The organism is Amycolatopsis ultiminotia, assembly GCF_039536925.1.
In the GTDB taxonomy this organism is placed as follows: Bacteria; Actinomycetota; Actinomycetes; order Mycobacteriales; family Pseudonocardiaceae; genus Amycolatopsis; species Amycolatopsis ultiminotia.
This window is the reverse complement of the sequence record NZ_BAAAZN010000013.1, coordinates 133,715-157,453: the sequence shown is the minus strand read 5'-3', so window position 1 is coordinate 157,453 and position 23,739 is coordinate 133,715. Positions and strand designations below refer to the sequence as shown.

General features: G+C 72.1%; 22 protein-coding genes. 5 read left to right on the top strand and 17 right to left on the bottom strand.

From position 1 onward, the window contains the following. Nucleotides 1-113: 113 nt before the first annotated feature. The gene (locus tag ABD793_RS27620; RefSeq protein ID WP_344865125.1) at nucleotides 114-1,343 is read right to left on the bottom strand and encodes a PucR family transcriptional regulator; all 1,230 of its coding nucleotides are present in this window, start codon (nucleotides 1,341-1,343) and stop codon (nucleotides 114-116) included. A 103-nt stretch (nucleotides 1,344-1,446) separates the two neighbouring features. Then, nucleotides 1,447-2,997 (bottom strand): S53 family peptidase, encoded by a 1,551-nt coding sequence (locus tag ABD793_RS27615; RefSeq protein ID WP_344865123.1) that lies wholly within the window; start codon nucleotides 2,995-2,997, stop codon nucleotides 1,447-1,449. 142 nt (nucleotides 2,998-3,139) lie between these two features. On the opposite strand from ABD793_RS27615, the gene ABD793_RS27610 reads away from it, so the two are divergent. Then, a complete protein-coding gene (locus ABD793_RS27610) occupies nucleotides 3,140-4,345 on the top strand; it encodes an SGNH/GDSL hydrolase family protein (protein WP_344865121.1) in 1,206 nt (401 codons plus the stop codon). On the opposite strand, the gene ABD793_RS27605 is transcribed toward ABD793_RS27610, so the two are convergent. Further along, nucleotides 4,332-5,627, bottom strand: a complete 1,296-nt coding sequence (locus tag ABD793_RS27605; RefSeq protein WP_344865119.1) for an MFS transporter — start codon at nucleotides 5,625-5,627, stop codon at nucleotides 4,332-4,334. The genes ABD793_RS27610 and ABD793_RS27605 overlap by 14 nt on opposite strands. Before the next feature lie 110 nt (nucleotides 5,628-5,737). Then, on the bottom strand, nucleotides 5,738-6,739 hold the full coding sequence (gene ligD / locus ABD793_RS27600; RefSeq protein ID WP_344865117.1) for a non-homologous end-joining DNA ligase: 1,002 nt from the start codon (nucleotides 6,737-6,739) through the stop codon (nucleotides 5,738-5,740). A 111-nt stretch (nucleotides 6,740-6,850) separates the two neighbouring features. Between ligD and ABD793_RS27595 the strand changes: the two genes are divergently transcribed. Together ABD793_RS27595 and ABD793_RS27590 are read left to right on the top strand one after the other, a co-directional pair. After that, a complete protein-coding gene (locus tag ABD793_RS27595; protein ID WP_344865115.1) occupies nucleotides 6,851-8,134 on the top strand; it encodes an ABC transporter substrate-binding protein in 1,284 nt (427 codons plus the stop codon). Nucleotides 8,135-8,153: 19 nt separating this feature from the next. Then, nucleotides 8,154-8,495 carry an MmcQ/YjbR family DNA-binding protein gene (locus ABD793_RS27590; RefSeq protein WP_344865113.1) on the top strand — a complete coding sequence of 114 codons (342 nt, stop codon included), beginning with the start codon at nucleotides 8,154-8,156 and terminating at the stop codon, nucleotides 8,493-8,495. 121 nt (nucleotides 8,496-8,616) lie between these two features. Here ABD793_RS27590 and ABD793_RS27585 read toward each other — a convergent pair whose 3' ends face one another. From ABD793_RS27585 to ABD793_RS27560, 6 genes are all read right to left on the bottom strand, one after another. Beyond that, the gene (locus ABD793_RS27585; protein ID WP_344865111.1) at nucleotides 8,617-9,189 is read right to left on the bottom strand and encodes a YbaB/EbfC family nucleoid-associated protein; all 573 of its coding nucleotides are present in this window, start codon (nucleotides 9,187-9,189) and stop codon (nucleotides 8,617-8,619) included. 46 nt (nucleotides 9,190-9,235) lie between these two features. Beyond that, complete coding sequence (locus ABD793_RS27580; RefSeq protein WP_344865109.1) at nucleotides 9,236-9,613, bottom strand: type VII secretion target; 378 nt, start codon at nucleotides 9,611-9,613, stop codon at nucleotides 9,236-9,238. Nucleotides 9,614-9,620: 7 nt separating this feature from the next. Continuing rightward, on the bottom strand, nucleotides 9,621-11,603 hold the full coding sequence (locus ABD793_RS27575) for a hypothetical protein (protein WP_344865107.1): 1,983 nt from the start codon (nucleotides 11,601-11,603) through the stop codon (nucleotides 9,621-9,623). Between the two features lie 13 nt (nucleotides 11,604-11,616). Further along, entirely contained in the window at nucleotides 11,617-12,087 is a 471-nt protein-coding gene (locus ABD793_RS27570) for a hypothetical protein (RefSeq protein WP_425548783.1), read from the bottom strand. A 38-nt stretch (nucleotides 12,088-12,125) separates the two neighbouring features. Beyond that, nucleotides 12,126-12,974 carry an ESX secretion-associated protein EspG gene (locus tag ABD793_RS27565; protein WP_344865105.1) on the bottom strand — a complete coding sequence of 283 codons (849 nt, stop codon included), beginning with the start codon at nucleotides 12,972-12,974 and terminating at the stop codon, nucleotides 12,126-12,128. A 181-nt stretch (nucleotides 12,975-13,155) separates the two neighbouring features. Then, nucleotides 13,156-14,094 carry a ketopantoate reductase family protein gene (locus ABD793_RS27560; protein WP_344865103.1) on the bottom strand — a complete coding sequence of 313 codons (939 nt, stop codon included), beginning with the start codon at nucleotides 14,092-14,094 and terminating at the stop codon, nucleotides 13,156-13,158. Between the two features lie 162 nt (nucleotides 14,095-14,256). Here ABD793_RS27560 and ABD793_RS27555 point away from each other — a divergent pair, with 162 nt between their 5' ends. Next, nucleotides 14,257-15,177 (top strand): hypothetical protein, encoded by a 921-nt coding sequence (locus tag ABD793_RS27555; RefSeq protein ID WP_344865101.1) that lies wholly within the window; start codon nucleotides 14,257-14,259, stop codon nucleotides 15,175-15,177. Nucleotides 15,178-15,198: 21 nt separating this feature from the next. On the opposite strand, the gene ABD793_RS27550 is transcribed toward ABD793_RS27555, so the two are convergent. The 6 genes from ABD793_RS27550 to ABD793_RS27525 form a co-directional block, all read right to left on the bottom strand. Further along, nucleotides 15,199-15,903: a flavin reductase family protein gene (locus ABD793_RS27550; RefSeq protein WP_344865099.1), complete on the bottom strand. Its 705-nt coding sequence runs from the start codon at nucleotides 15,901-15,903 to the stop codon at nucleotides 15,199-15,201. Nucleotides 15,904-16,584: 681 nt separating this feature from the next. Next, complete coding sequence (locus ABD793_RS27545; protein WP_344865097.1) at nucleotides 16,585-17,400, bottom strand: FAD binding domain-containing protein; 816 nt, start codon at nucleotides 17,398-17,400, stop codon at nucleotides 16,585-16,587. After that, nucleotides 17,397-17,864 carry a (2Fe-2S)-binding protein gene (locus ABD793_RS27540; protein ID WP_344865095.1) on the bottom strand — a complete coding sequence of 156 codons (468 nt, stop codon included), beginning with the start codon at nucleotides 17,862-17,864 and terminating at the stop codon, nucleotides 17,397-17,399. The genes ABD793_RS27545 and ABD793_RS27540 overlap by 4 nt, the downstream gene beginning before the upstream one ends. A gap of 1 nt (nucleotide 17,865) precedes the next feature. Next, nucleotides 17,866-20,124, bottom strand: coding sequence for a xanthine dehydrogenase family protein molybdopterin-binding subunit (locus tag ABD793_RS27535; RefSeq protein WP_344865092.1), 2,259 nt, complete (start codon nucleotides 20,122-20,124; stop codon nucleotides 17,866-17,868). A gap of 91 nt (nucleotides 20,125-20,215) precedes the next feature. Beyond that, on the bottom strand, nucleotides 20,216-20,980 hold the full coding sequence (locus ABD793_RS27530) for a sulfite exporter TauE/SafE family protein (RefSeq protein ID WP_344865090.1): 765 nt from the start codon (nucleotides 20,978-20,980) through the stop codon (nucleotides 20,216-20,218). A gap of 60 nt (nucleotides 20,981-21,040) precedes the next feature. After that, nucleotides 21,041-21,682, bottom strand: a complete 642-nt coding sequence (locus ABD793_RS27525) for a GTP cyclohydrolase II (RefSeq protein WP_344865088.1) — start codon at nucleotides 21,680-21,682, stop codon at nucleotides 21,041-21,043. Nucleotides 21,683-21,741: 59 nt separating this feature from the next. Between ABD793_RS27525 and ABD793_RS27520 the strand changes: the two genes are divergently transcribed. Further along, the gene (locus tag ABD793_RS27520) at nucleotides 21,742-22,905 is read left to right on the top strand and encodes an epoxide hydrolase family protein (protein ID WP_344865086.1); all 1,164 of its coding nucleotides are present in this window, start codon (nucleotides 21,742-21,744) and stop codon (nucleotides 22,903-22,905) included. 51 nt (nucleotides 22,906-22,956) lie between these two features. Here the strand turns inward: ABD793_RS27520 and ABD793_RS27515 are convergent, their stop codons facing one another. Continuing rightward, nucleotides 22,957-23,706 (bottom strand): FHA domain-containing protein, encoded by a 750-nt coding sequence (locus ABD793_RS27515; protein WP_344865084.1) that lies wholly within the window; start codon nucleotides 23,704-23,706, stop codon nucleotides 22,957-22,959. Nucleotides 23,707-23,739: the final 33 nt, after the last annotated feature.

Genomic DNA, 23,739 nt, shown 5'->3' with positions numbered 1-23,739 from the left:
GACAGCGGGTGAGTCGCGCCGCAGTGTTACATAGGCCACGCCGCTGCCACCATGCCCCGCGTGCCTACGTTTGGCGGAACGCAGTTGTGCAGCGAGCACAACCGTTCACACGATCAGGGGACGCGACGAGCAGGTACGAACGGCAGGGCGCGCACGACCAGCGCCAGTTCCAGCGGGATCTCGCCACCGGCGACCGGATACCCGGTGAGGGCTTCGATCCGGCGCATCCGGTTGAGCACGGTGTTGCGGTGGCAGTGCAGCAGCCGGGCGGCGCGGGTGGCCGATCCGCCTGCGCCGACCCAGGTGGCGAGGGTGTCGAGCAGGAGCCGGCGTTCGTCCGCGGGCAGTTCGAGCAGGGTGCCCAGCCACTTCGCCACGAGGGAGCCGGTCAGTTCGGGAGAGCTCAGCAGCAGCGCCTCCGGCAGCCGGTCGGCGAGCCGGACCACCGCCGTCTCCCCGTTCGGCACGGTCCGCATGGCGAGCACCGCCTGCCGGTGCGCGGTGTGCACCTCGGCCAGTCCGTTCACGATCAGCGACACCCCCACCGGGCCGGTGACGAGTGCGGCGAGCGCCTCGGCGAGCCCGGCCGGGCCGCCGGAGGGCACCGCGACCAGTCCGGCCAGCACGTCGGCGCGGACCTGCCATGCGGATGCGAGGCCCAGTGAGTCGAGCCGGTGCCCGAGTGCTTCGGTGAGGTCACCGGTGAACGCCTGGCCGGACGCCGCGACCGCGACGTACGGGCCTTCCACCGGTACCCGGATGATCCGGCTGGCCTCGTGGGCGAACGCCGCGTCGCTGCCGCGGCCCTGCAACAACCCTTCCCAGAGCGCGGCACGGCGTTGCTCGTCCGCGCGCACCAGTGCCTGTTCGGCAGCGTGGTAGGCGGCCGCGACCTGGGCCGAGGTCGCGTCCACCACCTCCCAGACCCGGGTCGCCACGTCGAGCAGATCCCCGGTGTCCGCCACGCCCTCGGCACGGGCCTGGTCGATCAGCGCCTGCCAGACCAGCCTGCCGCCGAGCCGGAACGACCGGAGCACGTCGTCCAGCGGCAGCCGCTGCCGGGCCCGGCGCTCCCCGGTCGCCCGCGCGGCGTCGTAATGCCGCGCGGCCTCCGCCGGGGCGAGCTCGCCGCCGTGCCCGACGAGCTGCAGGACCCGTTCGAGGTTGTCGTGACAGGATTTGCGGAGGTCCTCGCCGGGCACCACGTTCAGCAGCCGGTATCCGGGGTTCTGCTCGTTGATGACCCCGACCAGGGTGCCGGCCAGCTCGTCGACCCGGGCCAGCAGGCTTTTCGCCAGTGCCTCCGCGGCAGGCACCGCCTCGCGCCCGGTTCCGCCGGTCAACTCCACCACCGCCCTCGACTGCCCGCCCGGCCGCACCGAGTATCGGACCCGGTGCCCGCCGCCTGGCACCCGGGTCCGTATGTCCACATCGGACAGACCTGGGTCAGGTCTGCGCACCGCCGAGGATCTGGCCCAGCGCGGCGCCGTCCGGCACGCCGAGACCGGTGCAGGCATCCCATCCGGCCGCCGCCGAGTAGGCACCGTTGCCGCCTTCGGTGATGTCGCGGAAGCCCGGCTGCGCCTTGCCCGCGCCCGCACTCGCGTAGAGCTGGGTGTGCACGAGCCCGAAACCGTGCCCGGCCTGCTGCGCCAGCCGGCTGAGCAGCGCGGCCCACAGCGGTGCCACCGCGCTCGTGCCGCCGACCACGGTCTGCTGCCCGCCGACGAGGACCTGGTACCCGGTGGCCGGATCCGCGTTGCCTGCCACGTCCGGCACGCCGCGGCCCGGGTTGCCGCCGCCCACCCGTACCGGCACCCCGGCGGTCTTCTGGAAGTCCGGCAACGGAAAGGTGTCGCTGACCCCACCGCCGGTCGAGCCGCCACCGGAGGTGTTCCACACCGTCTCGGCCGTCACGGTCGAGGGCGGGGTGCCTTCCAGCCGGGTGCCGCCGCAGGCGAGCGCGTGCGGACTCGACGCGGGGAAGTCCACGTGCTGCGCGCCGTCGTCCTGTCCGTCGGTGCTGCCGTTGTCGCCCGAGGCAGCGCACACCGTCACACCGAGTGCGGCCGCATCGGCGAAAGCCTGGTCCATCGCCGCGCGGGCCTGCGAAGTCCATTGATCCTCGGACTGTCCCCAGCTGATGCTCACCGCGACCGGCGTCGGGTTCGCGTGCACGGCGGTGCTCACCGCGTCGAGGAAGCCCTGGTCGGTGTTGGGCGCGAAGTAGACGACCTGCGTGGCGCCGGGCGCGAGCGCGCCGATCACCTCGATGTCGAGCGCCACCTCGCCGTCGGCCGAGTTCGGGTCACCGGTCGGCGCGTTCTTGCCGCCGTCGACCTCGACCGCGCTCACCGTCGGTTCGGCGATCTTCAGGCCGGCGAAGTAGTTCTTCAGGTCGTCCGGCCGGTATCCCCCGCCGAGTTCGATGACCGCAACGGTCTGGCCGTTGCCGTCCGTGCCGGACGGGAATCCGTACAGCGAGCCGACCTGGTCCGGGCGGTACCCCTGGGCAGCCGCCTCCGCGTGCAAGCGGAACTGCGCCCGCGTCTGCGGACGCTCGTCGAGGCCGAGCACGGCGACCACCACGTCCCCGAGTGCACCGGGCACCTGCAGTTCACCACTGCGCGCGGCGAACTCGGCGGCATGTTCGCCACGGACCCGGTTCAGTTCGGTGCCGAAGACCGCGGCCATCACGCGAGCCGGCCCGCGCACCGCGACCCGGCGTGATCCGGCGTGGGCGTCGGTGACGGTCAGTCCCGCGTCGCTCAGCACGGTGCGCACGAGGTCGAGGTCGTCGGCGGCAGCGCCGTACCGGTCGGCGAAGTCCACCGGAGAGACGGTCTCGCCGAGCGAGGCCAGATCCAGCTCCGCGCGCCGCCGCAGCACCACGGTCGCGGTGATCGTGGCGTCCGGGTCGACCGGGCCGAGCACCTCGATCCCGGCGAGTTCGGGACGGTGGCTGCCGGACAGGGAGACACGCTGCGGTTCGGTCATCCCTCTATGGTCGCCCCGCGCCGCCGAGACCGACACCGGCGGACGAGGGACCCGCCCACCACCGGTTTGTCCGGGATCCTGTCCGATGTGCTCACCTGAACGGCGGTGACTCCCGGCGACGGGTTGACACAGAGTATCCGGTATGCGACGGATTCTGACCCTGGGCGCGGCGGTCGTGCTCACCCTCGGAACGCTCACCACGGCGAGTACCGCCCAGGCCCCGGAAACCCCGGACGGCTGGGTCGGCACCTGGGCCGCGGCCCCGGCGACCAGTGTGCCGGACACCCCCGACGGCTACCCGAACTACTCGATCCGCAACGTCGTGCACACCAGCACGGCCGGCGCCAAGGCGCGGGTCCGGCTGTCCAACACCTTCGGCACCTCACCGCTGGTCTTCGGGCATGTGACGATCGCGCTCGCGGCCACCGCAGGCAGTGCGCAGGCGAGCGCGGGGACCATGCGCTCGCTGACCTTCGGCGGGCAGGCCTCGGTCGTCGTGCCTGCCGGGGCCGAAGTGCTCAGCGACCCGGCGGAGCTGAACGTGCCCGCGGACGCGGATCTGCTGGTCACCACCTTCGTGCCCAGCCCGTCCGGCCCGGTGACCTACCACCCGGCGGCGGACCAGACCTCGTTCTTCACCCGCGACGGGGACTTCGCGGACGAGGAATCGGGGACGTCGTTCACCGAGCAGACCACCGCGTGGCACTACGTGAGCGAAGTCGATGTGGAAGGCACGGCGCCCGGTGCCGTCGTCGCACTGGGCGACTCGATCACCGACGGCAGCGGCTCCACGCTCAACGCGAACCACCGCTGGCCGGACCTGCTGAGCGACCGGCTGCAGGGGAAGTACGGCGTCCTGAACGCCGGTATCGGCGGCAACCGGCTGCTGCTCGACGCACCGGCCGGTTCGCCCTACGGCCGCAACGCGCTCGCACGGTTCCCCGACGACGTGCTCAGTGTCGGCGGGGTGCGCACGCTGATCGTGCTGGAGGGCATCAACGACATCCAGCAGGACCCGCACCAGACCGATCCGGCATTGCTGATTTCCGCGCAGCGCCAGCTCATCGCACAGGCCAAGGCACACGGGATCCGGGTGCTCGGCGGCACCGTCACGCCGTTCAAGGGCTGGTCGGCCTACAACGACACCCTGGAGCAGACCCGGCAGGCGCTGAACGAGTTCGTCCGCACCGGCGGTGCCTACGACGGCGTGGTCGACTTCGACGCCGCGGTCCGCGATCCCGCGGATCCGCACGCGATGCTTCCCGCCTACGACTCCGGCGACCACCTGCACCCGAACGACGACGGTTACGCGAAGATGGCCGGCGCGGTCGACCTCAGCCAGCTCTGACCGTCACCGGCGGTTTACCGGGGAAGGCCAGCACCGCCAGGAGACTGAGCACCCCGACGCCGACCATGTAGAGCGCCACCGACAACGACGTGCCGGTGGCGCTCTGCAGGGCGGTCGCGATCAGCGGGGCGAACCCGCCGCCCAGCACCGCGCCCACGGCGTAGGCGAACGACGAGCCGCTGTAGCGGAAACGCGGTTCGAACAGCTCCGCGAACAACGCCGACTGCGGTCCGTAGGTCGCGCCGAGGCCCACGTTCAGCACGACGACCGCGACCACCAGCAGCCACGGCTGTCTCGTGTCCACCAGCAGGAAGAACGGGATCGACCACACCACCAGCAGCACCGATCCCGCCAGGTAGACGGGTTTCCGGCCGGCCGTATCGGACCAGGTCGCCGCCGCGACGATGCTCACCAGCCACACCACACTGCCCACGATGACCACCACCAGCATCGTGGTGCTGGACAGCTTGAGCACAGCGGTGCCGTAGGAAAGCAGGTAGGCGAAGAAGATGTAGCCGATCGCGGTGTTCGCGATGAAACTGACCGCCGCGGTCACCACCTGCCACGGCCGGGCCCGCAGGACCTCGACGATCGGCAGCCTGCTGCGGGTGTCGTTGCTGCGCAGCCGCGCGAAGACCGGGCTCTCTTCGACCCGCAGCCGGATCACCAGCCCGACCCCGACCAGCACCAGGCTGATCAGGAACGGCACCCGCCAGCCCCACGACCGGAACGTGTCCGGCGCGAGCGAGCTGTTGACCGCGAAGAACACCAGCTGCGCCAGGATCAGCCCGGCCGGCACCCCGATCTGCGAGAACGACCCGTACCGTCCGCGGCTGCCTTCCGGCGCGTGCTCGACCGCCATCAGCGCCGCCCCGCCCCATTCACCGCCGGCGGAAATCCCTTGCAGTACCCGCAAAACGACCAGCAGCACCGGCGCGGCAACCCCGGCCTGCTCGAAGGTCGGCAGCACCCCGACCCCCGCGGTCGCGAGCCCCATCAGCAGCAGCGACGCCACGAGCATCGCCTTGCGCCCCACCCGATCCCCGAAGTGCCCCCAGATGATCCCGCCGAGCGGCCGGGCCACGAAGCCGACGCCGAGCGTGGCGAATCCGGCGAGCGTGCCCGCCGCCGGGGACAGCGACGGGAAGAAGAGCTTATTGAACACCAGCGCGGTGGCGGTGCTGTAGATGAAGTAGTCGTACCATTCGATCGTGGTGCCGACCGCGCTGGCGAGCGCCACCCGCCGGATCCGTCCCGTGGTGCGCTGATCCTGATCCGGCACGGCGGCCTCCCCCACGTTCGCAAACCGGCGGTCATGATGACACGCCGGTGCGGCGGCGTCGACCTCCGGAAGGCGGGTTCGCGGATGCATTCCCCGTCGCCACACACCCTTCACCGGGACGGAGCGACCACCTCGTCCGGTGCGCGGTCCGGACGCAGCCCGCGCCAGGCGGTGTGCCGGAGGCGGCCGTCTCCCGGAGTCAGGCGACGGTAGACGACCTCGCCGACGGTGTCCGGCGACACCCAGCGCGCGCCGCGGGCCCGGTCTCGGGGCACCTGATCGCCGAACGGGCTCGTGCGCCGTTCCAGCGGCGTCAGCTGTGCCTGCAGCTCACGCAGCACGGCGTCGGTGAAGCCGGTGCCGACGTCGCCGATGTAGCGCAGTTCGCCCGATTCCGGGTCGTACGCGCCCAGCAGCAGGGCGCCGATCGTGCCCGCGCGACGGCCCTGCCCCGGCCGCCAGCCGCCGACGATCACCTCGGTGGTCTGGATCAGGGGGTGCTTGAGCCATTCCGGGCTGCGCCGTCCCGGGTGGTACTTCGACGCGCGGGACTTCACCACGAGGCCCTCCAGCATCATTTTCCGCGCCACGTCCAGCAGTCCGGCCGGAGTGAGGTCCTGGCCGGCGAGGTCGGCGTGCCGATAGGACGGCGTGATCGCGACCAGCCGCGGGTCCGGCGGCTCGAGGCCGGTGAGGATCTCGCGGCGTTCGTCGTAGGTGTGCCCGAGCAGATTCTGCCCGCCCAGTCGCAGCACGTCGAACGCGAAGTACGCAATCGTGCGGCGGTCGCGCTCGGGGTTCTGCAGCAGGCCGAAGTCCGGACGGCCGTGCTCGCCGAGCGCCACGATCTCCCCGTCCAGCACCGCCGCCCGTCCCTGGAGTGCGTCGCCGAACGCGCCGGACAGTTCCGGGAAACGGTCGGTGAAGTCGTTGTCGTTGCGGCTGGTCAGCACCGTCTCGCCGGACGGGGCGATCCGCATGATCGCCCGGTAACCGTCCCATTTGAACTCATACGCGTACGCCGGATCGTCCGGCAGCGTCCCACCGTCCGGGGTCGCGAGCATCGGCTCGATCATGTCGGGCACCCGGCCGCCGTGCGCACCTTCGGGCATCGGCCACCTCCGCGCACCACGGTAGGCCGTGCGGGCCGGTTCCGCTCCGGATGCTTGACGGCGTGATCACCGGCGGCCAGCATGTTCGCACTCGACCTGCGGGGAGGACGGATGAGGCCACGGTCGCTGCTTCCCGTCCTCGCGCTGGGCGCGGCGGCGCTCACCGGCTGCTCCCCGCAACCGGGCACCACGATCAACCTGTATCTCTCCCCCGAAGACCATCTGCAGACCGTGGTGGACCGCTGTACCGAACAGGCACACGGGCGCTACCGGATCGTGTACCACAAGCTGCCGCGTGGCGCGGACGGGCAACGCGAGCAGATGGTGCGCCGGCTCGCCGCCGCGGACGACTCGATGGACGTGCTCGGCCTCGACGTGACCTGGGTGCCGGAGTTCGCCGAGGCGGGCTGGATCCAGCCGTGGACCGGCGCGGACGAGAGCGCCGCAACGCGCGACGTGCTGCCCGGCCCGCTGGCCACCGCGCGCTGGCACGGGAAACTCTACGGTGCCACCAAGAACACCAACGTCCAGCTGCTCTGGTACGACGACCGCGTCGTCCCGCAGCCGCCGGGTTCGTTCGACGAGATGATCGAGCGGGCAGGCGAACTCGAGGCGGCAGGCAAGCCTTACCGGATCGTGTTCACCGGTGCCCAGTACGAGGGCCTGGTGGTCTTCTACAACACCCTGGTCGCTTCGGCAGGCGGGCACATCCTGTCCGACGACGGGAAGTCGGTCGTGCTGGACGCAGGCGCGGTCCGTGCGCTGTCCCTGCTGAAGACCCTTACGTCGGCCGGCGTCACCGATCCCTCGCTGACGAACCAGAAGGAGGACGACATACGCCAGGCGTTCCAGCGCGGGCAGGCGGGATTCGAGCTGAACTGGCCGTTCGTCTACGCCGCATACGCGCAGGAGAAACCACGGGAGCTGGCTCACCTCCGGTGGGCGCGCTATCCGTCGGTGATACCGGGGCGGCCGGGGCGGACCACCATCGGCGGGTACAACCTGGCGGTCAGCAGCTATTCGCCGCACCGGCGCGAGGCCTTCGAGGCGGCGCTGTGCCTGCGTTCCCCGGCGAGCCAGAAGTACCAGGCGCTCGTGGACGGACTCCCGCCGAGCCTCGCGGCGGTGTACCGGGATCCGGCACCGCTCGACCCGTCCCGTCCGGCGGATCCGGCGGGCAACCCCACGATCGCGCAGCAGTACCCGATGCGCGACGACATCCAGGCGGCGTTGCGCGACGCCGCGGTCCGGCCGCTCACCCCCGCTTACCAGAACCTGTCGACAGTGATCTCGAAGGTGCTTTCGCCGCCGTCGGAGATCGACCCCGAGGCCACCGCGGCGGAACTGCGCGAGCGGCTCACCGACGCGCTGAACTCACGCGGGATCATTCCCTGACCCGCCGTAGGATGCCTGCGTGCCGAACCGCGATTTCGAACGGATCATCGCCGCGCTGCCCGACGTCGAACGTGGCCGCGGCCGCGACTACACGGCGTTCAGCGTGCGCGGCAAGCGGTTCGGCTACTACTGGCCGCGCACCGACACGGTCGGGCTGAAGCAGACCATCAGCGAGCAGCAGGCCCTGGTGTCCGAACGTCCGGACGTGTTCGAGGAGCAGTTCACCGCGGGCGGTTTCGGCTGGGTGGTGGTCCGGCTGCCCGGCGTGGCCGCAGACGAACTGGCCGAACTGGTCTACGAGGCGTGGCGGCTGTCCGCGCCGGAGGAGCTCACGGCCGAGGTTCCGTTGCCACGCCTGTGAGCACGCCCTGCCGGTGTCCGACCGAGTGGTGCGCACTGTCCGGAGTCCACAGTGGACGCTACCCGGAATACGCCGCCGCCGAGCCCGTGGCGGACTGCACGGGCTCGGCAGCGGCGGATGCTTACCAGGGGTTGTTGTCCTGCTCGTCCGGGTCCGCGCCACCCGGCCGACGAGGCGGCGGGCCACCCGCAGCGGGCGGGTTTCCCGCGGGCGGGGCCGTCGGCGGGGTCGCCGCACCTCCGGCAGGCGGGGTGGGCGGCTCCGGCTCGTCCTCGGGCGCTTCGTCCGACGGGTCCTCCGGATCGGGGAACCGGCCGCGGAGCGAGTCGAGCAGCACGGTGCGGGTCTCCTGGTCCTCCTCACCCAGCTGCTCGGTCATCACCTCGGCGACCTGTTCGCTGATGCCCGCCTGCGCGCGCCGCATCGTGGCGAGCACCATACGGGCCAGTTCCTCCGGCGGGATCGTCCGCGTGCGGGAGCTGAAGACCAGGTCCGACACCACTCCGTCCGCGCTGACGGTGACCTGCACGGTGCCGTCGGGGCTGGACGCGGTGAGCCGCAGCCGCTCGGTCTCCTGCTGGGCCGCCGCGTAGCGCTCCGCCTTGCGGGCGAACCCGGCCGCCCACTCGTCCATCCGCCGGATCGCATCGTCGGGGTCCCTGATCAGGTCACCCAGCCCACCCGCACTGGTCATGCTCGTCGTTCTCCTCGAATACCGTTGCCCGCGCCGAAGCCGGGGGTCACTCGTTCGACTTCGTCGCGGCGGTCCTGCCGACCTTGCGGAAATGCTCCGGCGAGAGCTCATCGTCGGAGGAGAGCTTCTTGAACGGCTCGGCTTCCGCCTCGTCGCCTTCCTGATAGGACTTCGCGGCGGTACGCACGTTGTCCGCCGTGGCCTGCACACCCTCGGCCGCGGAGGTGATCGAGTCCTTGGCCTTCTCGCCGGTCGGGTTGACGATCGGCGGGAGGAACGCGCAGAGCAGACCGTATGCGTCGTCGGACAACGCGTAGTCCGCGGCCTGCACCGCGTTGTGCAACCGGTCGACCAGCCCGTCCAGGTGGCTCGCGTGCGCCACCAGCTCGTCGGCCTCGACCCCGAACTGTCCCTGCCCGCTCATCGCCACCTCACTTCCAGTCCGTGTTCTTCCAGTCGCCGATCACCGGCGGTGCAACGACCTCGTCCGCGGAGAAGAACGACGGATCGTCCGATTCGACGAAGTCCGCGATCTTGTGCTCCTTGTCCTCCTGGCCCTTGCCGCCGCCCTTGCCCGCGGCACCCATGCCGCCCATACCGGGGCTGCCTGCCGCGCCCTTGGTGCCGGCCCCGGCGCCGCCACCGCGGCCCGCCGCCTGCTCCTCGGGGGTACCCGGCCCGCCGGCTCCGGTCGCGGACCCGCCGCCGAGCGAACCACCCTTACCACCGGCTCCCCCTCCGGCGCCACCGCCGAGAGAACCGCCGCCGACGGAACCCCCGCCGCCACCACCGCCGCCGAGGCGGCTGCTGATGCTGTCGCCGTTCACCCCGCCGGTGCGGCCGATGGTCGGAATCTTGCCAGTGCCGCCGGGGCCGGTACCGCCGGGGCCGGTGTTCCCCGGTCCGCCGAGCGGCCCGCCGCCGGGCAGGTTGATCGAACCCGGGTCGAACTTGGGCGGAGTGGATGTCGGGCCGTTTCCGCCGGTACCGCCGGGCAGGTTGATCGAGCCGGGGTTGAAGGGGGATCCGCCCGGACCGGTGGAGTTCGGCAGGTTCGCCGAAGGCGGTTGGTAGCCGGACGTCGTCGTGCCGTCACCGGGACCACCACCGGGCAGGTTGATCGAACCCGGGTTGAAGTTGCTCCCGCCCGGACCGTTCCCGCCGGTGCCGCCGCCACCGGGCAGGTCGACCGAACCGGGGTTGAAGTTGCTCCCGCCCGGACCATTGCCGCCGGTGCCGCCGCCACCGGGCAGGTTGACCGAACCCGGGTTGAAGCCGGCCCCGCCGGGGCCGGAACCGCCACCACCGGGACCGCCACCGGGCGTGCCGACCGAGTTCGGGTCGAACGACGAAGTGCCGACACCGCCAGGACCGCTGCCACCGGGTCCGCCACCACCGGGGCCGCCGTTCGAGCCGTCCCCGCCGCCCGGCAGCGACTGGCTGCCGAACGTCTGGTCCGTGCCCGAACCCGGCCGGGAGCCCGGGGCCCCGCCGCCGCCACCGGCACCACCGCCACTTCCGCTGCCGCCACCGCTTGCGGACTTGAGCTTCGGCGGCGGAGCGAACTGTGGCGTGGTCACGGCCGAGCCGATGGTGCTGTCGAAGCGCGTCATGATCTGCGCCGCCTGGCCCCGTGCGGCCTGCTGTTCCCGGTAGCTGTTGACCACCTGCGCAGCCTGCGCGGCGTACTCGATCGGATCCTTGGTCTGCTGGAGCTGCGCGTTCGCCTCCTGCACCGAGAACTTGACCGGAGGGTTCGCCTCCATGGCCTTCTGCGTCTCGTTCAGCGTCTGCGAGTGGATCTCCTGCTGCCGCCCGGACAGCGTCGCGCCTTGTGCGGTGGTGCCGAGCCACTTGCCGACGTTCGCCAGGTGCTCGCGGGCCGCGTCACCGCCGCCGCCCTGCCAGTTGGCGGTGCTCGCGTTGATCGCGTCCGCGAGGTTCTGCTGGTGCGCGGCCAGCTCGTTGCCGACCCGCACCCACTCCTCGGACGATTCGGCGACGGTCGCCGAGTCCGCGTCCTCGGTGATCGCCTGCACCATCTGCTCGTGCGTGGCGTTGTCCCACTGGGTGTGCGGGGGCGCGCCGGGGTCGCGCAGTTCGAGGCCGTCCTGCAGGCCCTTCCTGGATTCCTCGAGCTTGCGCTCGTACATCCGCTGGGCCAGGTACTCCTTGGCGGCAGGAGGCAGGTTCAGGCCGAGCCAGCCGAGCGTGAGGGACTCCACGTCGACGGTCTGGTTCGCCTCGGCCCGGATGTCGTCACCGGAGAGCACGTCGTCCTGGTTGATCGGGCCCACGTAGTACTTCGACGACGGGTCCGCGGTGATCTCGTAGTACGGGCTGTGCGGGTCGTAGTCCGGCGACGACGGGTCGGAAACCTCCGCTGCGGACGGCTTCTTGTCGGTGGTTGCCACGGAAAAGCCTTCCTCAGTCGATGTCGTGCGCGTCCGGCAGGCCGCGGAACTGGTCCCGCGCGCTCTGGTCGCGCTCGCGGTAGTTCTTCTTGGCCAGCTTGATCGCCTCGACGTAGGTCGGGAACTCGTCGCGCGCGGCCTGCAGCTGGGTGAGCAGCCCCTGCGAATCGCTCGCGGTGGCGACCATGTGCCCGGCGACCCAGCGACCGGTCGCGGACTGCGACATCGCGGGCAGCGTGCCGAGCTTCTGCAGTGCGTTCCACCGCGACTGCAGCGTGTCGACCACGCCTTCGAGCGCGGCGATCATCTTGTCACCGGTGCTGTCGTCGACCGCGAACGAACCGTCCGTGGCCAGCTGCTTGAGCTTGCGGCCGGACAGCATCGGCTTGAGCGGCGCGGTGTCCTTGACCACACGCTTGTCCTCGTCCACCACCGCATGCTGCCGCTGCAGATCCCGCTGCTGCGCCGGCACCTCGTCCGTCATCGGACCGTCCTCCTCATGAGTCCGCAACCGTGGGTAGTTCAGTAGACGGCGGAAATCGCTTGCTGCACGGCCTTGGCGACGTCGGACCGCCCGGCGGGCAGGTAGTCGGCGCTCAGCTCGCCGGATTCCGCACCGGAGGTCTTGACCAGGTACCGGCCGTCGGCGGTGTCCAGCCAGCTCAGCGGGTCGGCGGCGAGCCGCTCGCCACGCCGCCCCCATCCGGTGACCGTGACGTGCCCGCCACCGAGCCGCGGCTGGGCGAGCACGCGCTCGAGCACCTCGACCCCGCCCGGTGTGCGGGAGACCCGCGGATCCGGCCTTCGCGGCTTGATCTGGCCGCTGACCTCGAGCATCCCGAACGCGTCGGTCTCCTCTTCGTCCTCGGCGGCCTCGGCCAGCCTGCGCGCGGTCATCGCGGACATCGAGCGCGAAGCCTGCCGGTGCACGGTGTGCGCGCCGGTGGTGGCCGCGCGCGCGGGCGGCAGCACCCCGGTGACGACCTCCACCAGGTCTTCGTCGGCGAAGAGCGAGAAGAGCAGGTCGTCGGTGCGCGGGTCCTGGGTGATGCCGAGCGCCTGTCTGCCGTCGCTGAGCGCGAGCACGGCGATGTCCGCGCCGAGGCCGTCCACCCCGCTCACCGCCACCGACACCCGTGGCTTGGCGAGCAGCCCGAAGGCCGTGCGCACTCCCGGATGGAGCTCACCGTGCACGGAAAGCCTGCGGTCCTCGACCTCCCGGTAGACCTGGGTGGCCACCCGCACGAACCGCACCGGATCCGCAGGCACCGTGCCGATACGCAGCGGGTACTGGCGGATGTCGCCGCCGGTAGCCTGCCCGATCACCAGAGATTCGACCACGTCGAGAACGAACTCGAACCTGTCCGCCATGCCCGAAAGTATCCTTCCCCGCGGCGGGTCGTGCACGGCCGCAGCCGCGAACGGGATGCGCTCATGTGCGGCGCATTCCGACGTGATCAAGACTATCAGGACCCGCACAAGGAGTGTCCGGGACACCGGCGGATGCCCGAAAATCCGCTCCGCGGTGGTCCGCCAGGGCAGGCGGGGCCGTTCAGCCGACCCTGGCCTGGTGCACCCGCAGGTTGAGCCGGACCAGTTCCAGCAGCGGCACCTCGGCACCCAGCTTGCGCGCGCGGTCCACGAGGTCGCCGAAGATCTGCTCGCCCTCGACCCCGGACCCGGCGGTGAGGTCGCGGTACAGCGAGGGGGCGCGCCCGGAGCCCGGCTCGCTCGCGTCGGCGCGGATGCCCGCCAGGCGGGCGGCGGGCACCGGATGTCCGGCGGCTTCCGCGACCGCCGCGCATTCGGCCACCACCGCCTCGGCGAACTCGATCCCGCCGGGCTGGTCCGCCACCTCGCCGATGGTCCCGCGCATCAGTGCGGTGACCGCGCCCAGCGACGCGATGAACACCCACTTCGCCCACATCTGTCCGACGATGTCCGGGGACAGCGTGGCGTCGAAACCCGCGCCGGACAACGTTTCGTGCACGGCGGCAAGTTCTCGCGGCGCCTCGCCGGAGCGCACACCGTAGGTCAGCGACTGGAGGTCGAACAGGCGCCTGCTGTCCCCTTCGGCGTCCACTGTGGTCATCACGACGGCGACCCCGCCGAGCACGCGCTCCTCGCCGAACCGCGCGACCAGGGCGTCGAGGTGCCGCATCCCGTTGAGCACCGGCAGCACGAGGGTCCGCGGGCCGACCGCGGGCGCCACGTCCTCGATCGCCGCGTCGAGCCCGGCCGCCTTCACGGTGAACAGCACCAGGTCGTACGGCCCTCGGAGGTCACCCGTTCCGCCCGCCTGCACCAGCTTCGGGGTGAGCACGGTCTGCTCACCGAGGCCGGTGATCCGCAGCCCCCGTTCGGCCAGCACCCCGGCCCGTCCAGGCCGCACCAGAAAGGTCACGTCCCGGCCCGCTTGCGCCAGCCGTCCGCCGAAGAACCCGCCGGTCGCACCGGCGCCCACCACGAGGATCCGCACTCCGCTCGTCACGCAGCCGACGGTAGGCCGCTGGCTTGCATGCGGCAAGTCAGTGGCGCGGGGCGCTGGGTGCGGCCGCCGGGATCGGCCGCACACAGCGGAAACACAGCAACCCACAGGAAACCGACAGGTGGATCCGGCCATCGCCGGGCACCTCCCGGACGTTCACCGGACATGGCAACCGGGCTCAGACGGACCTTGGCCGCCGCCGGACTCACGGCGGCGGTCCTCACCGCGGGCGCTGTGGTGGCCACGAGCGCCCGCCACGTCACGACGGTCGCGCTGCCCCGCGCCGCGGCAGCGCCGCCGGTGCCCCGTTCGACCGTGTCTTCCTCCGCCGTCAGCCCGCCGGACCTGCCCGATCCCGGGGACCTGGCGGACTCGGTCGCCGCGGCGGTCACCGCCCGCTCCCCCGGCACCGAGGTCGGTCTGGCGGTGCTCGACCGGAAGACCGGCCGGACGGTGGCCGGCACGGACGCGGCCACCCCGTATTACTCCGCGTCGGTGGTGAAGCTGCTGATCGCGCTGGACTTCCTGTACGACGGCGATTCCTGGGAGGTGCCCGAGGGCGACGACGCGGACGCGCTGAACGACCTGCTCGCCGGCAGCAACGACGCGGTCGCCTCCCGGCTGTGGGAAGCCGACGGCGGAACCGGGATCGTGGACCGGATGACCGATCTGCTCGGGCTTGCCGACACCTCGCCGCCGTCGGACCCCGGTCAGTGGGGCATGACCGAGATGAGCCCGGACGACGTCGTCACCACCTATCAGTACCTCGAGGACACCGTTCCGGACGCGACCGCCGCACCGCTGCTGGCCGCGCTCGCCGACGCACGGGATCCGGCCGACGACGGCTACCCGCAGTACTTCGGCATCCCGGACGGGCTGCCGGATTCGTCGTGGCAGGTCAAGCAGGGCTGGATGATCCTGCGTTCGGCGCTCGTGCTCAACACCACCGGCGTCGTGGACTCGCGCTACGTCGTGGTGCTCTGCACCCGGCAGCCGGCAGGCACCTCGTCGGCGGCCGGGCGGGCGGCGGTCACCGCGGGCATCGAGGCGCTCGCACCCGGGCTCGCCGCGTGGACCGCATCCTGACCCGGGAGCCCGCCCGGCCGGTCACCGGGTTCGCCCGGCGGGCGGCACCGCGCGGGCCCGGTCGAGGTCCGGCGAACGGTAGAGCCGTTCCGGGATCCGGGCCAGCGTCGACTCGTGCACCTGGCTACCGAGGCCGTAGAGCTTCTGGAAGCTCATGATCAGCGGCCGCCACGCGTCCGGGTCGATCCGGTCGGTGGTGCCGGGCAGCCGGATGTCGTCGTGCACGAACACCCGTTGCACGCGCACCTCGAGGCCGAGCACACCGCCCCGCTGCGCGGCGTCGTCGGCGGCGAACGGGTGCACCGCCGCCAGCACCGCCTCGATCGCCACCGGGCATTCGGCGACCCGCGGCGGCGCAACGGTTTCCGAGGGCACCGGGGTGAGTCCGGCGCGCGCGAACTTGTCGGCGACGTGGAAGTAGCCACGGTCACGCTTGCGCGGCGGAACCGGATCGGACCCGGTGGTGAGCGCGAGCCGGTCGACCGCCCCGGCGAGCGCGGCGGAGGGCAGGTTGAGCACGCACTCACCGGTGCGCCGGAGGTTGGCTGTGGTCTTCGACCGGGCGCCGAGCCCGAGCATCGCCCGCCAGCCGAGCCAGAACGCCGACGACATCGGCGCCAGATTGGCTGAACCGTCCTCATGGCAGGTGCTGATCAGCACTACCGGTGTGCCGAAGTACAGAATGCCCGGCTCGATGGCCGTGTGCGTGGGAAAAGTACTGTTCACAAACCCAGTCTGGGGACCCGGCCCCCGGACGGCTGGCGGAAATCGGACCGCGCGATCATCCCGGCCGCCACCGGCCGAACCCCCTCGATCAGCCGCGGACCACGCGCCGGATTCGGCGATCCGCCACCCGGCCCGTACGGCCCCGGCGGATCCCGCACCGAGCCTCCGACCGACCCGGCCGGTCCGGCCCGCCAAGCCACCCGCCCCGGCGGCTCCGGTATCCAACGACCGACGCGGTGGCTACGGCGGCCAGCCACGCGACCCGGCGAATCCGGTCCGCCAAGCCACCCGACGCGGTGGCTACGGCGGCCAGCCACGCGACCCGGCGAGCCCAGTCACCCGGCCACCCGAGACCCGGCGAATCCGGCCGCAGGCACCCATACCGACAAGTTCCGTCCCGCCCGGCCACCGAATCCGGTCCCCTGCGCCGAGTCCGGCGAATCCGGTCCTCGCGCACCCGGCCCGGCAAGTCGGCGGGCGGGTCGAGAACGATCGGACTCGTGGCCGAGCGGCCCGGTTCACGCTGTCTGGCAGCCGGTCTCGCCCTTCATCCATCCCGCACGCCGATCCCACGGCCGCACGCCGGACAGGCCGCCGGTCCAGCCGCACAGGCTGATCCGGCCGGACCGCATCCCCGGCCCGGCGAGCCGATCCGGCCGGCTGCCGGGCCCGGCAGCCGGTTCAGCTCGCTTCGGCTCGGGCCAGGGCTCGGGCGGTCAGCACGCGGGCGAGGTGGCGGCGGTAGTCGGGAGTGGCGTGCGGTTCGTCGGGCGGGGCGGTGTCTTCCGCGGCGAGCAGCGCGGCTTCCGCGGCGGGGGTGCCCGCGGCGAGGGCCCGTTCGGTGGCCGTCGCGCGCAGTGGGGTGCCGCCCATGTTGATCAGGCCCACTGCGTGGCCGGTGACCGCGACGCCGACGATCGCCCAGTCGATGGCGCGGCGGGTGAACTTCTCGAACGCCCAGCCGAGTCCCGCCCGGCTGGGCAGCCGGATCTCGGTCAGCAGCTCGTCCGGTTCCAGCGGTGTGGTGAACGGGCCCAGGAAGAACTCCCGCGCAGGGATGCGGCGTTCGCCGGACGGGCCGCGCGCCACCAGGGTGCCGCCGGTGGCCAGCACCACCGCAGGCAGGTCCGCGGCGGCGTCCGCATGAGCCAGCGAACCGCCGATGGTCCCGCGGTGCCGGACCTGCGGATCGCCCACCGTGCCGGCGGCGTGCGCGAGCAACGGCGCGTGCTGCGCCAGTACCGGGTCGCGCTGCAGATCGTGGTACCGCGACAGCGCGCCGATCACCACTTCGTCGCCGTCGAGGCGCACGAACTTCAGCTCGGTCAGCGGCGCGATGTCGACCACCACCTCCGGCGCGGCGAAGCGCAGCTTCATCAGCGGCAGCAGCGAATGCCCGCCGGCGATCAGCTTCGCGTCATCGCCGTGTTCGGCCAGCAGCGCGAGTGCTTCGTCCACCGTCGCGGCCCGGCGGTAGGCGAATTTGGCCGGGATCACTGCGCCACCTCCTGTCCCGAGGCGTCGATCACGGCGTTCACGATGTTGTGATAGCCGGTGCAGCGGCAGAGATTGCCCTCCAGCGCGGCACGCACCTCACCCCGGCTGGGCTTCGGGTTCTCCTGCAGCAGCGAAACGGTGGCCAGCATCATGCCCGGGGTGCAGAATCCGCACTGCAGCCCGTGCTGCGCACGGAACGCGCGCTGCACCGGATGCAGGCCCTCGTCGGTGGCCAGACCCTCCACAGTGGTCACCTCGTGCCCGTCCGCCTGTGCGGCCAGCACCGTGCACGACTTCACCGACTCGCCGTCGAGCAGTACCGTGCACGCACCGCACGACGTGGTGTCGCAGCCGATGTTCGTGCCGGTGAGTCCGGCGTTGTCCCGCAGGTAGTGCACGAGCAGCGTCCGGTCCGGCACCTCCTCGGCCACGGTCGCGCCGTTCACCTCGATCGAGACCCGCACGTCAGTCCGCCTTCCTCGCCTCGTTCAACGCCGTCCAGACCCGCAACGGAGTGGCCGGCATGTCCAGGTGCCGCACTCCCCGGTGCGCGAGCGCATCGACCACCGCGTTGTGCACGGCCGGCGTCGAGCCGATCGTGGCCGCCTCGCCGATTCCCTTGACGCCCAGCAGGTTCCGGGTGGTCGGCGTGGCCATGCCCACGAGCTCGAAGTCGGGCAGCTCGGGCGCGGTCACGAAGGAGTAGTCGGCGAGGGTGGCGGTGGTCGGGTTGCCGTCCTGGTCGTACTGCATGACCTCCAGCAACGCCTGCGCGATGCCCTGGCCGAGCCCGCCGTGCCGCTGCCCGTCGAAGGCCAGCGGGTTGAGCACCGGACCGGCGTCGTCGAGCGCGACGATCCGGCGCACCACGACCTTGCCGGTCTCGGTGTCGACCTCCACCACGGCCAGGTGCGCGCCGAACGGGAAGGTCGGCCTGCCCTCGCCGAACCAGACGTCCGCGGACAGCACGCCTTCCGCGGACTCGGACGCGATGCGCCCCCAGCCGAACGTGGCGCTGCCCGGTGCTCCGCGCACCTGCCACACCCCGCTGCCGGCGTCCAGCTCCACGTCGCCGGGCGCGGCCTCCAGCAGATCGGCGGCCAGTTCGCGGGCCTGTGCGAGGACCTCGTCGGCCGCCTGCCGGACGGCCGAGCCGCCGAGCTGGAGCGACCGCGACCCGAAAGTCCCGATCGCGCGCGGGATCTCGTCGGTGTCGCCGTGCCGCACGGTGATCTTCTCCGGCGGCACGCCGAGCCGGTCGGACACCAGCATCGTGAACGTGGTCGCCAGCCCCTGCCCGTGCGGGGAGCTGCCGGTGTAGACGGTGATCGAACCGTCCGGGTGCACGTCCACCCGGCCGCTCTCGCCGCCCGCGTCGCCACCGGTGATCTCGACGTAGGTCGCGATGCCCAGGCCGAGCGCGACCGGGTCGCCTGCCGCGCGGCGCATCCGCTGCTCCTCGCGCAGTTCGGCGTAACCCGCAGCGGCAAGCACCCTGTCCAGCGCGGCCGGGTACTCGCCGGTGTCGTAGGCACCGCCGGTCGGTGTGGTGTAAGGGAATTCCTCGGGGCGGATGAAGTTGGCGCGGCGGACCTCCGCCGGATCCATCCCGATCTCCGCAGCGAACAGGTCCATCGCCCGCTCCACCGCCGCCGTCGCCTCCGGACGTCCTGCGCCGCGGTAGGCGCCGATCGGCGTGGTCGTGGTGACCACCGCACGGCTCACCGTCTGCACCACCGGGAACCGGTACACGCCGGGCGCCATCAGCTCGGTGAGCGTGGGCAGCAGGAGCGCGCGCGGATAGGCACCCGCGTCCTGGACCACCTCCAGCCGGTAAGCGAGCACCGTGCCGTCGCGCTTCCCGCCGATGGTCACGATGTTCTGCTGCGCCCGCCCGTGCGTCATCCCGGTGAGGTTCTCGCTGCGGGATTCGGTCCACCGCACCGCGCGGCCGGCCCGCCGGGCCGCCCAGCCGAGCACGACCGCCTCCGGGGCGGCGCCGATCTTCGCGCCGAACCCGCCGCCGACGTCCGGCGCGATCACCCGCACCCGGTCCTCCTCCAGCCCCAGCGCCTCGGCGATCTCGGTACGCGCCTGCTGCGCGTTCTGGCTGGACAGCCACAGCGTGACCCGGCCGTCCTCGCCCCAGGCCACGGACGCGCCCCGGCCTTCGAGCGGGGCCGGGGCCACGCGCTGGTTCAGGATCCGTTCGGTGAGCACCACCTCGCACTCGTCGAAGACCGAGTCGTCGAAGTCCCGGTCGCCGTGCACCCGCACCACGTTGCTGCCGTGTTCCGGGAACAGCAGAGTGTCGCCTGCCAGCGCAGCGTCCACACTGGCCACTGCGTCGAGCGGGTCGTAGTCCACGTCGACCAGCTCCGCCGCGTCGGCGAGCTGGTAACGCTGTTCGGTGAGCACCAGCGCGACCGCTTCGCCGACGTAGCGCACCACGTCGCCGGCGAGGTACGGCTCCCGGACCGGGCCCGCGGCGGCGGGTTCGAGGTCGATGTCGGCGGCGGTGAACACGGCCACCACACCCGGCGCGTTCCGCGCCTGCTCGACGTCGATCCCGGAGATCCGTGCGTGCGCGATCGGACTGCGCACGAAGACCGCGTGCACCGCGCCGGTGAGCGCGTCCTCCCGGAGGTCGTCGACGTAGGTGCCGCCCCGGGTGATCAGCTTTTCGTCCTCGACGCGCACCACTCGGGTACCGACAATGCTCATCTGGCCTCCACCTCGGCTACCCCGCCGACTATGCCCGGTAATCCGGTCCGAGTCACTCCCGGCGGCCGGAACCGGGCGAACGGTCCGGGGCTCAGCCCGCGCAGGCCTGCCGGCCGAGCGCCGTGGCGAGGGCGAGCCCGCCCAGTCCGATCGCAATCCGCAGCGGTGTCGCGGGAAGATACCGCACGAGCACCGAACCCAGCCACGAGCCGGCGACCGAACCGAGGCACACCGCGGCCGCGGCCGGCCAGAACACCTTGCCGGTGAAGGCGAACACCACCGCCGCGACGAGGTTGGCGGTGCCCGTCGCGATGTTCTTCGCGGCGGTCGTGCGCGCCAGCGGCTGGCTCCACACGGTGCTCAGCAGCGCGAGCATCAGCACCCCGGCGGCCGCGCCGAAGTAGCCGCCGTAGACCCCGACCAGGAACGCCGCCGTCCCGGTCACCGGGCCGATTCCGCGATGCTCCCGGTGTTCGGCTGCCCGGCGCAGCCGGGGACCGGCCATCAGCACCAGCGAAGCACCGCCGATCAGCCACGGCACCACCACGGTGAACGCATCCGCCGGACTCGCCAGCAGCACGAGTCCGCCGCACGCGCCGCCTGCCGTGGTGACCACGCACAACGGCAGCAGCCGCCGCGCTTGCCCGGCGAGTTCCGGCCGTGCTCCGCCTGCCGCGCCCACCGTGGTGCCCAGCATCGCGACCGTGTTGGTCATGTTCGCGATCACCGGCGGGAGCCCCGCGGCGAGCAGGGCCGGATAGGACACCAGCGACGCGAGCCCTGCCGTCGCACCGACGAGGCCCGCGCCCATCCCGGCCAGCAGCAGCAGGCCGAAGCGGCCCAGGTCGACAACCACGGTGACAGCAGAACACGAGCGAGCTGCCGTATAGGTCGTTATACAGCAGTCGCGCGCGGCTCAGCTGGCCATGTCGGTGCCGAGGTCGGCGGGCAGTGCGAGGCGGTGCCCGGTGTGCTCCACTTTCGCCCGCAGGTAGCGCACATTGGTCTCGGTCGCGAACACTCCGGTGGGGACGTGTTCACGCACCTGCAGACCGTGCGCGGTCAGCTGCGCGGACTTGTCGGGGTTGTTCGACAGCAGATCGAGCCGGTGCACGCCGAGTGCGGTGAGCATCTGCGCGGCGGCGGTGTAGTCCCGCGCGTCCTCGGGCAGGCCGAGTGCCTCGTTGGCCGCGTAGGTGTCCAGGCCACCGTCTTGCAGGGCGTACGCGTCGAGCTTGTTGTACAGCCCGATCCCCCGGCCCTCCTGCCGCAGGTACAGCAGATAGCCGCCGGTCTCGCCGATCCAGCCGATCGCCTCGCGCAGCTGCGGTCCGCAGTCGCAGCGCGCCGACCCGAAGACGTCGCCGGTCAGGCATTCCGAATGCATCCGCACCAGCGGGACCGGGCCCGGGTCGCCGAGGGCGAACGCGAGATGCTCGAGCCCGTCGGACAGCCCGGTGAACGTGATCGCGTCGGCCTCGACGGCCGGACTGCCGTCGAACCGCAGCGGAATGCGCACCCGAGTACGCACCCGGGCTTCCCCGGCACCTGTGGTCATCGAGTGCTCCCTTCCCCCCGATGATCTCGACCCTACCCGGCGAGCCTAGGGTCGTTCGCATGCCGGACGCTCCCCAGCCGTTCCACCCGCACACCGAGCCCGCGGCGATCGAAGACCTGCGCACCCGGCTGCGCGCGACTCGCTGGCCGGACTCGCCGGGCGAAGCCCCGTGGTCACTCGGCATCGACGTCGGCTACCTGCGGGAACTCATCGACTACTGGGCCGGCGAGTTCGACTGGACCGCGCAGGAGACGGCGCTCGCTCGGCTGCCCCGGTTCCGCGCCGGGCTGGGCGGGACCGGGATCCACTTCGTCCACGCCCGCGCGGTCGCACCCCGCGGGCGGGCACTGCCGCTGGTGCTGACCCACGGCTGGCCCGATTCGTTCTGGCGCTACGTGAAAGTCGTGCCGCTGCTGACCGATCCCGGCGCGCACGGCGGTGATCCGGCCGACGCGTTCGACGTGATCGTGCCCGATCTGCCCGGCTACGGGTACTCCGACCGCCCGGCCGCACCGGTACCCGACGCGCGGGCGGTCGCCGGGAAGTGGGCGGAGCTGATGAGCCTGCTCGGCTATCCGCGCTTCGCCGCGGCGGGCGGGGACATCGGCAGCAGCGTCAGCCGGTTCCTGGCGCTGGACCACCCGGACCGGGTCGTGGCCGTGCACCGGATGGACGCCGGGCTGCCGGTGTTCACCGGGGACCCGGCTTCGCTGTCCCAGGACGAGCGCGACTGGCTCGACGCGACGCGCGCATGGGGCGCGGCCGAGGGCGCCTACGGCATAATGCACCGCACCAAACCGCAGACCGCCGCGGTCGGGTTGACGGATTCGCCTGCCGGGCTGGCCGCCTGGATCGTCGAGAAGCTGCGCGCGTGGAGCGACTGCGGCGGCGACGTCGAACGCTCCTACACCAAGGACGAAATCCTCACCAACGTCACGCTCTACTGGCTCACCGGCACCATCGGCTCGTCCATGCGGATGTATCAGGCGAACGCGGCGATCCCACCCGGGCAGCACGCCCGCCGGGTCGAGGTGCCGTCCGGGTTCTCCCTGTTCCCCGGCGACATCCAGGGCCCGCCCCGCTCCTGGCTCGACCGTGTGGCGAATACCGTCCGGGTGAGCGAACCGGCCAGGGGCGGGCACTTCGCACCGTTCGAGGAACCGGAGATCTACGCACAGGAACTACGCGACTTTTTCCGGCCGTACCGCGAATTCCGCGGCTGAGCGTCGTCGGGCGCCCTTGCCCGCCGCTGCGCGGTGGCCCGGAGGCACGTCCTAGTTTCCCCAGGTGGGCGGCATCCACTCCACCTCGTCCGGTGCCCGTGCCGGGACCGTGGTCAGCAGGGCCAGATCCGGTGGCACCAGTACTGCTGCCGAGACCAGTGCGGGCAGCAGTTCGGTATCCGCGTCGCCGGGGCGGAATCTGGACCGGACCCCGTCCAGCACGGTCACCACGGCGTCCGCGGTCCAGCCGCCGTCCGGGTCGAGGTCGCCGAGGCGGGTGGCGGCCAGTGCGGGCGGCATCGGGCGCGGGCGCTCCTCCCAGCGCAGGAAACCCTGGCCCACCATCGCGAGCGCCAGCCGTTCGCGTTCGGCCAGTGCCGGGGCAGGTTCGCCGGTCCGCCCGCCGTCGGAGATCCGGACCTCCAGCACGTGTTCGCGTCCGGCCGAACCGCGCACGAACACCGGCAGGTACCCCGCAGGCACCGGGACCGGCGCGGCTCCGGTGAACAGCAGCCGGGACTGCGGCAGCCGCAACGGGACCTTGCCGGTGGCGCGCACCCACCACCGGCCGCCGCGGTGTTCCAGCACGCCGTGCCTGCGGCTCACCCGCCGATCGTCCTCCCCCAGTGGCACCGTCACCCCGGCGCTGTCGCGGCCGAAGGTGACCGGCACCGGCGCGGACGGCGGGACCAGGACTCCCCCTGCGAGTCCGAGCACCCCGAGTGTCCCGGGCGGCGACGCGAACCCGTGGGCCAAGCTCGGGTGCCCAGCGGGCAACAGCCGGATCGCCTCGCCTGCCACGGACACCCCCTGCCACGACGGCGCGGGGCCGGG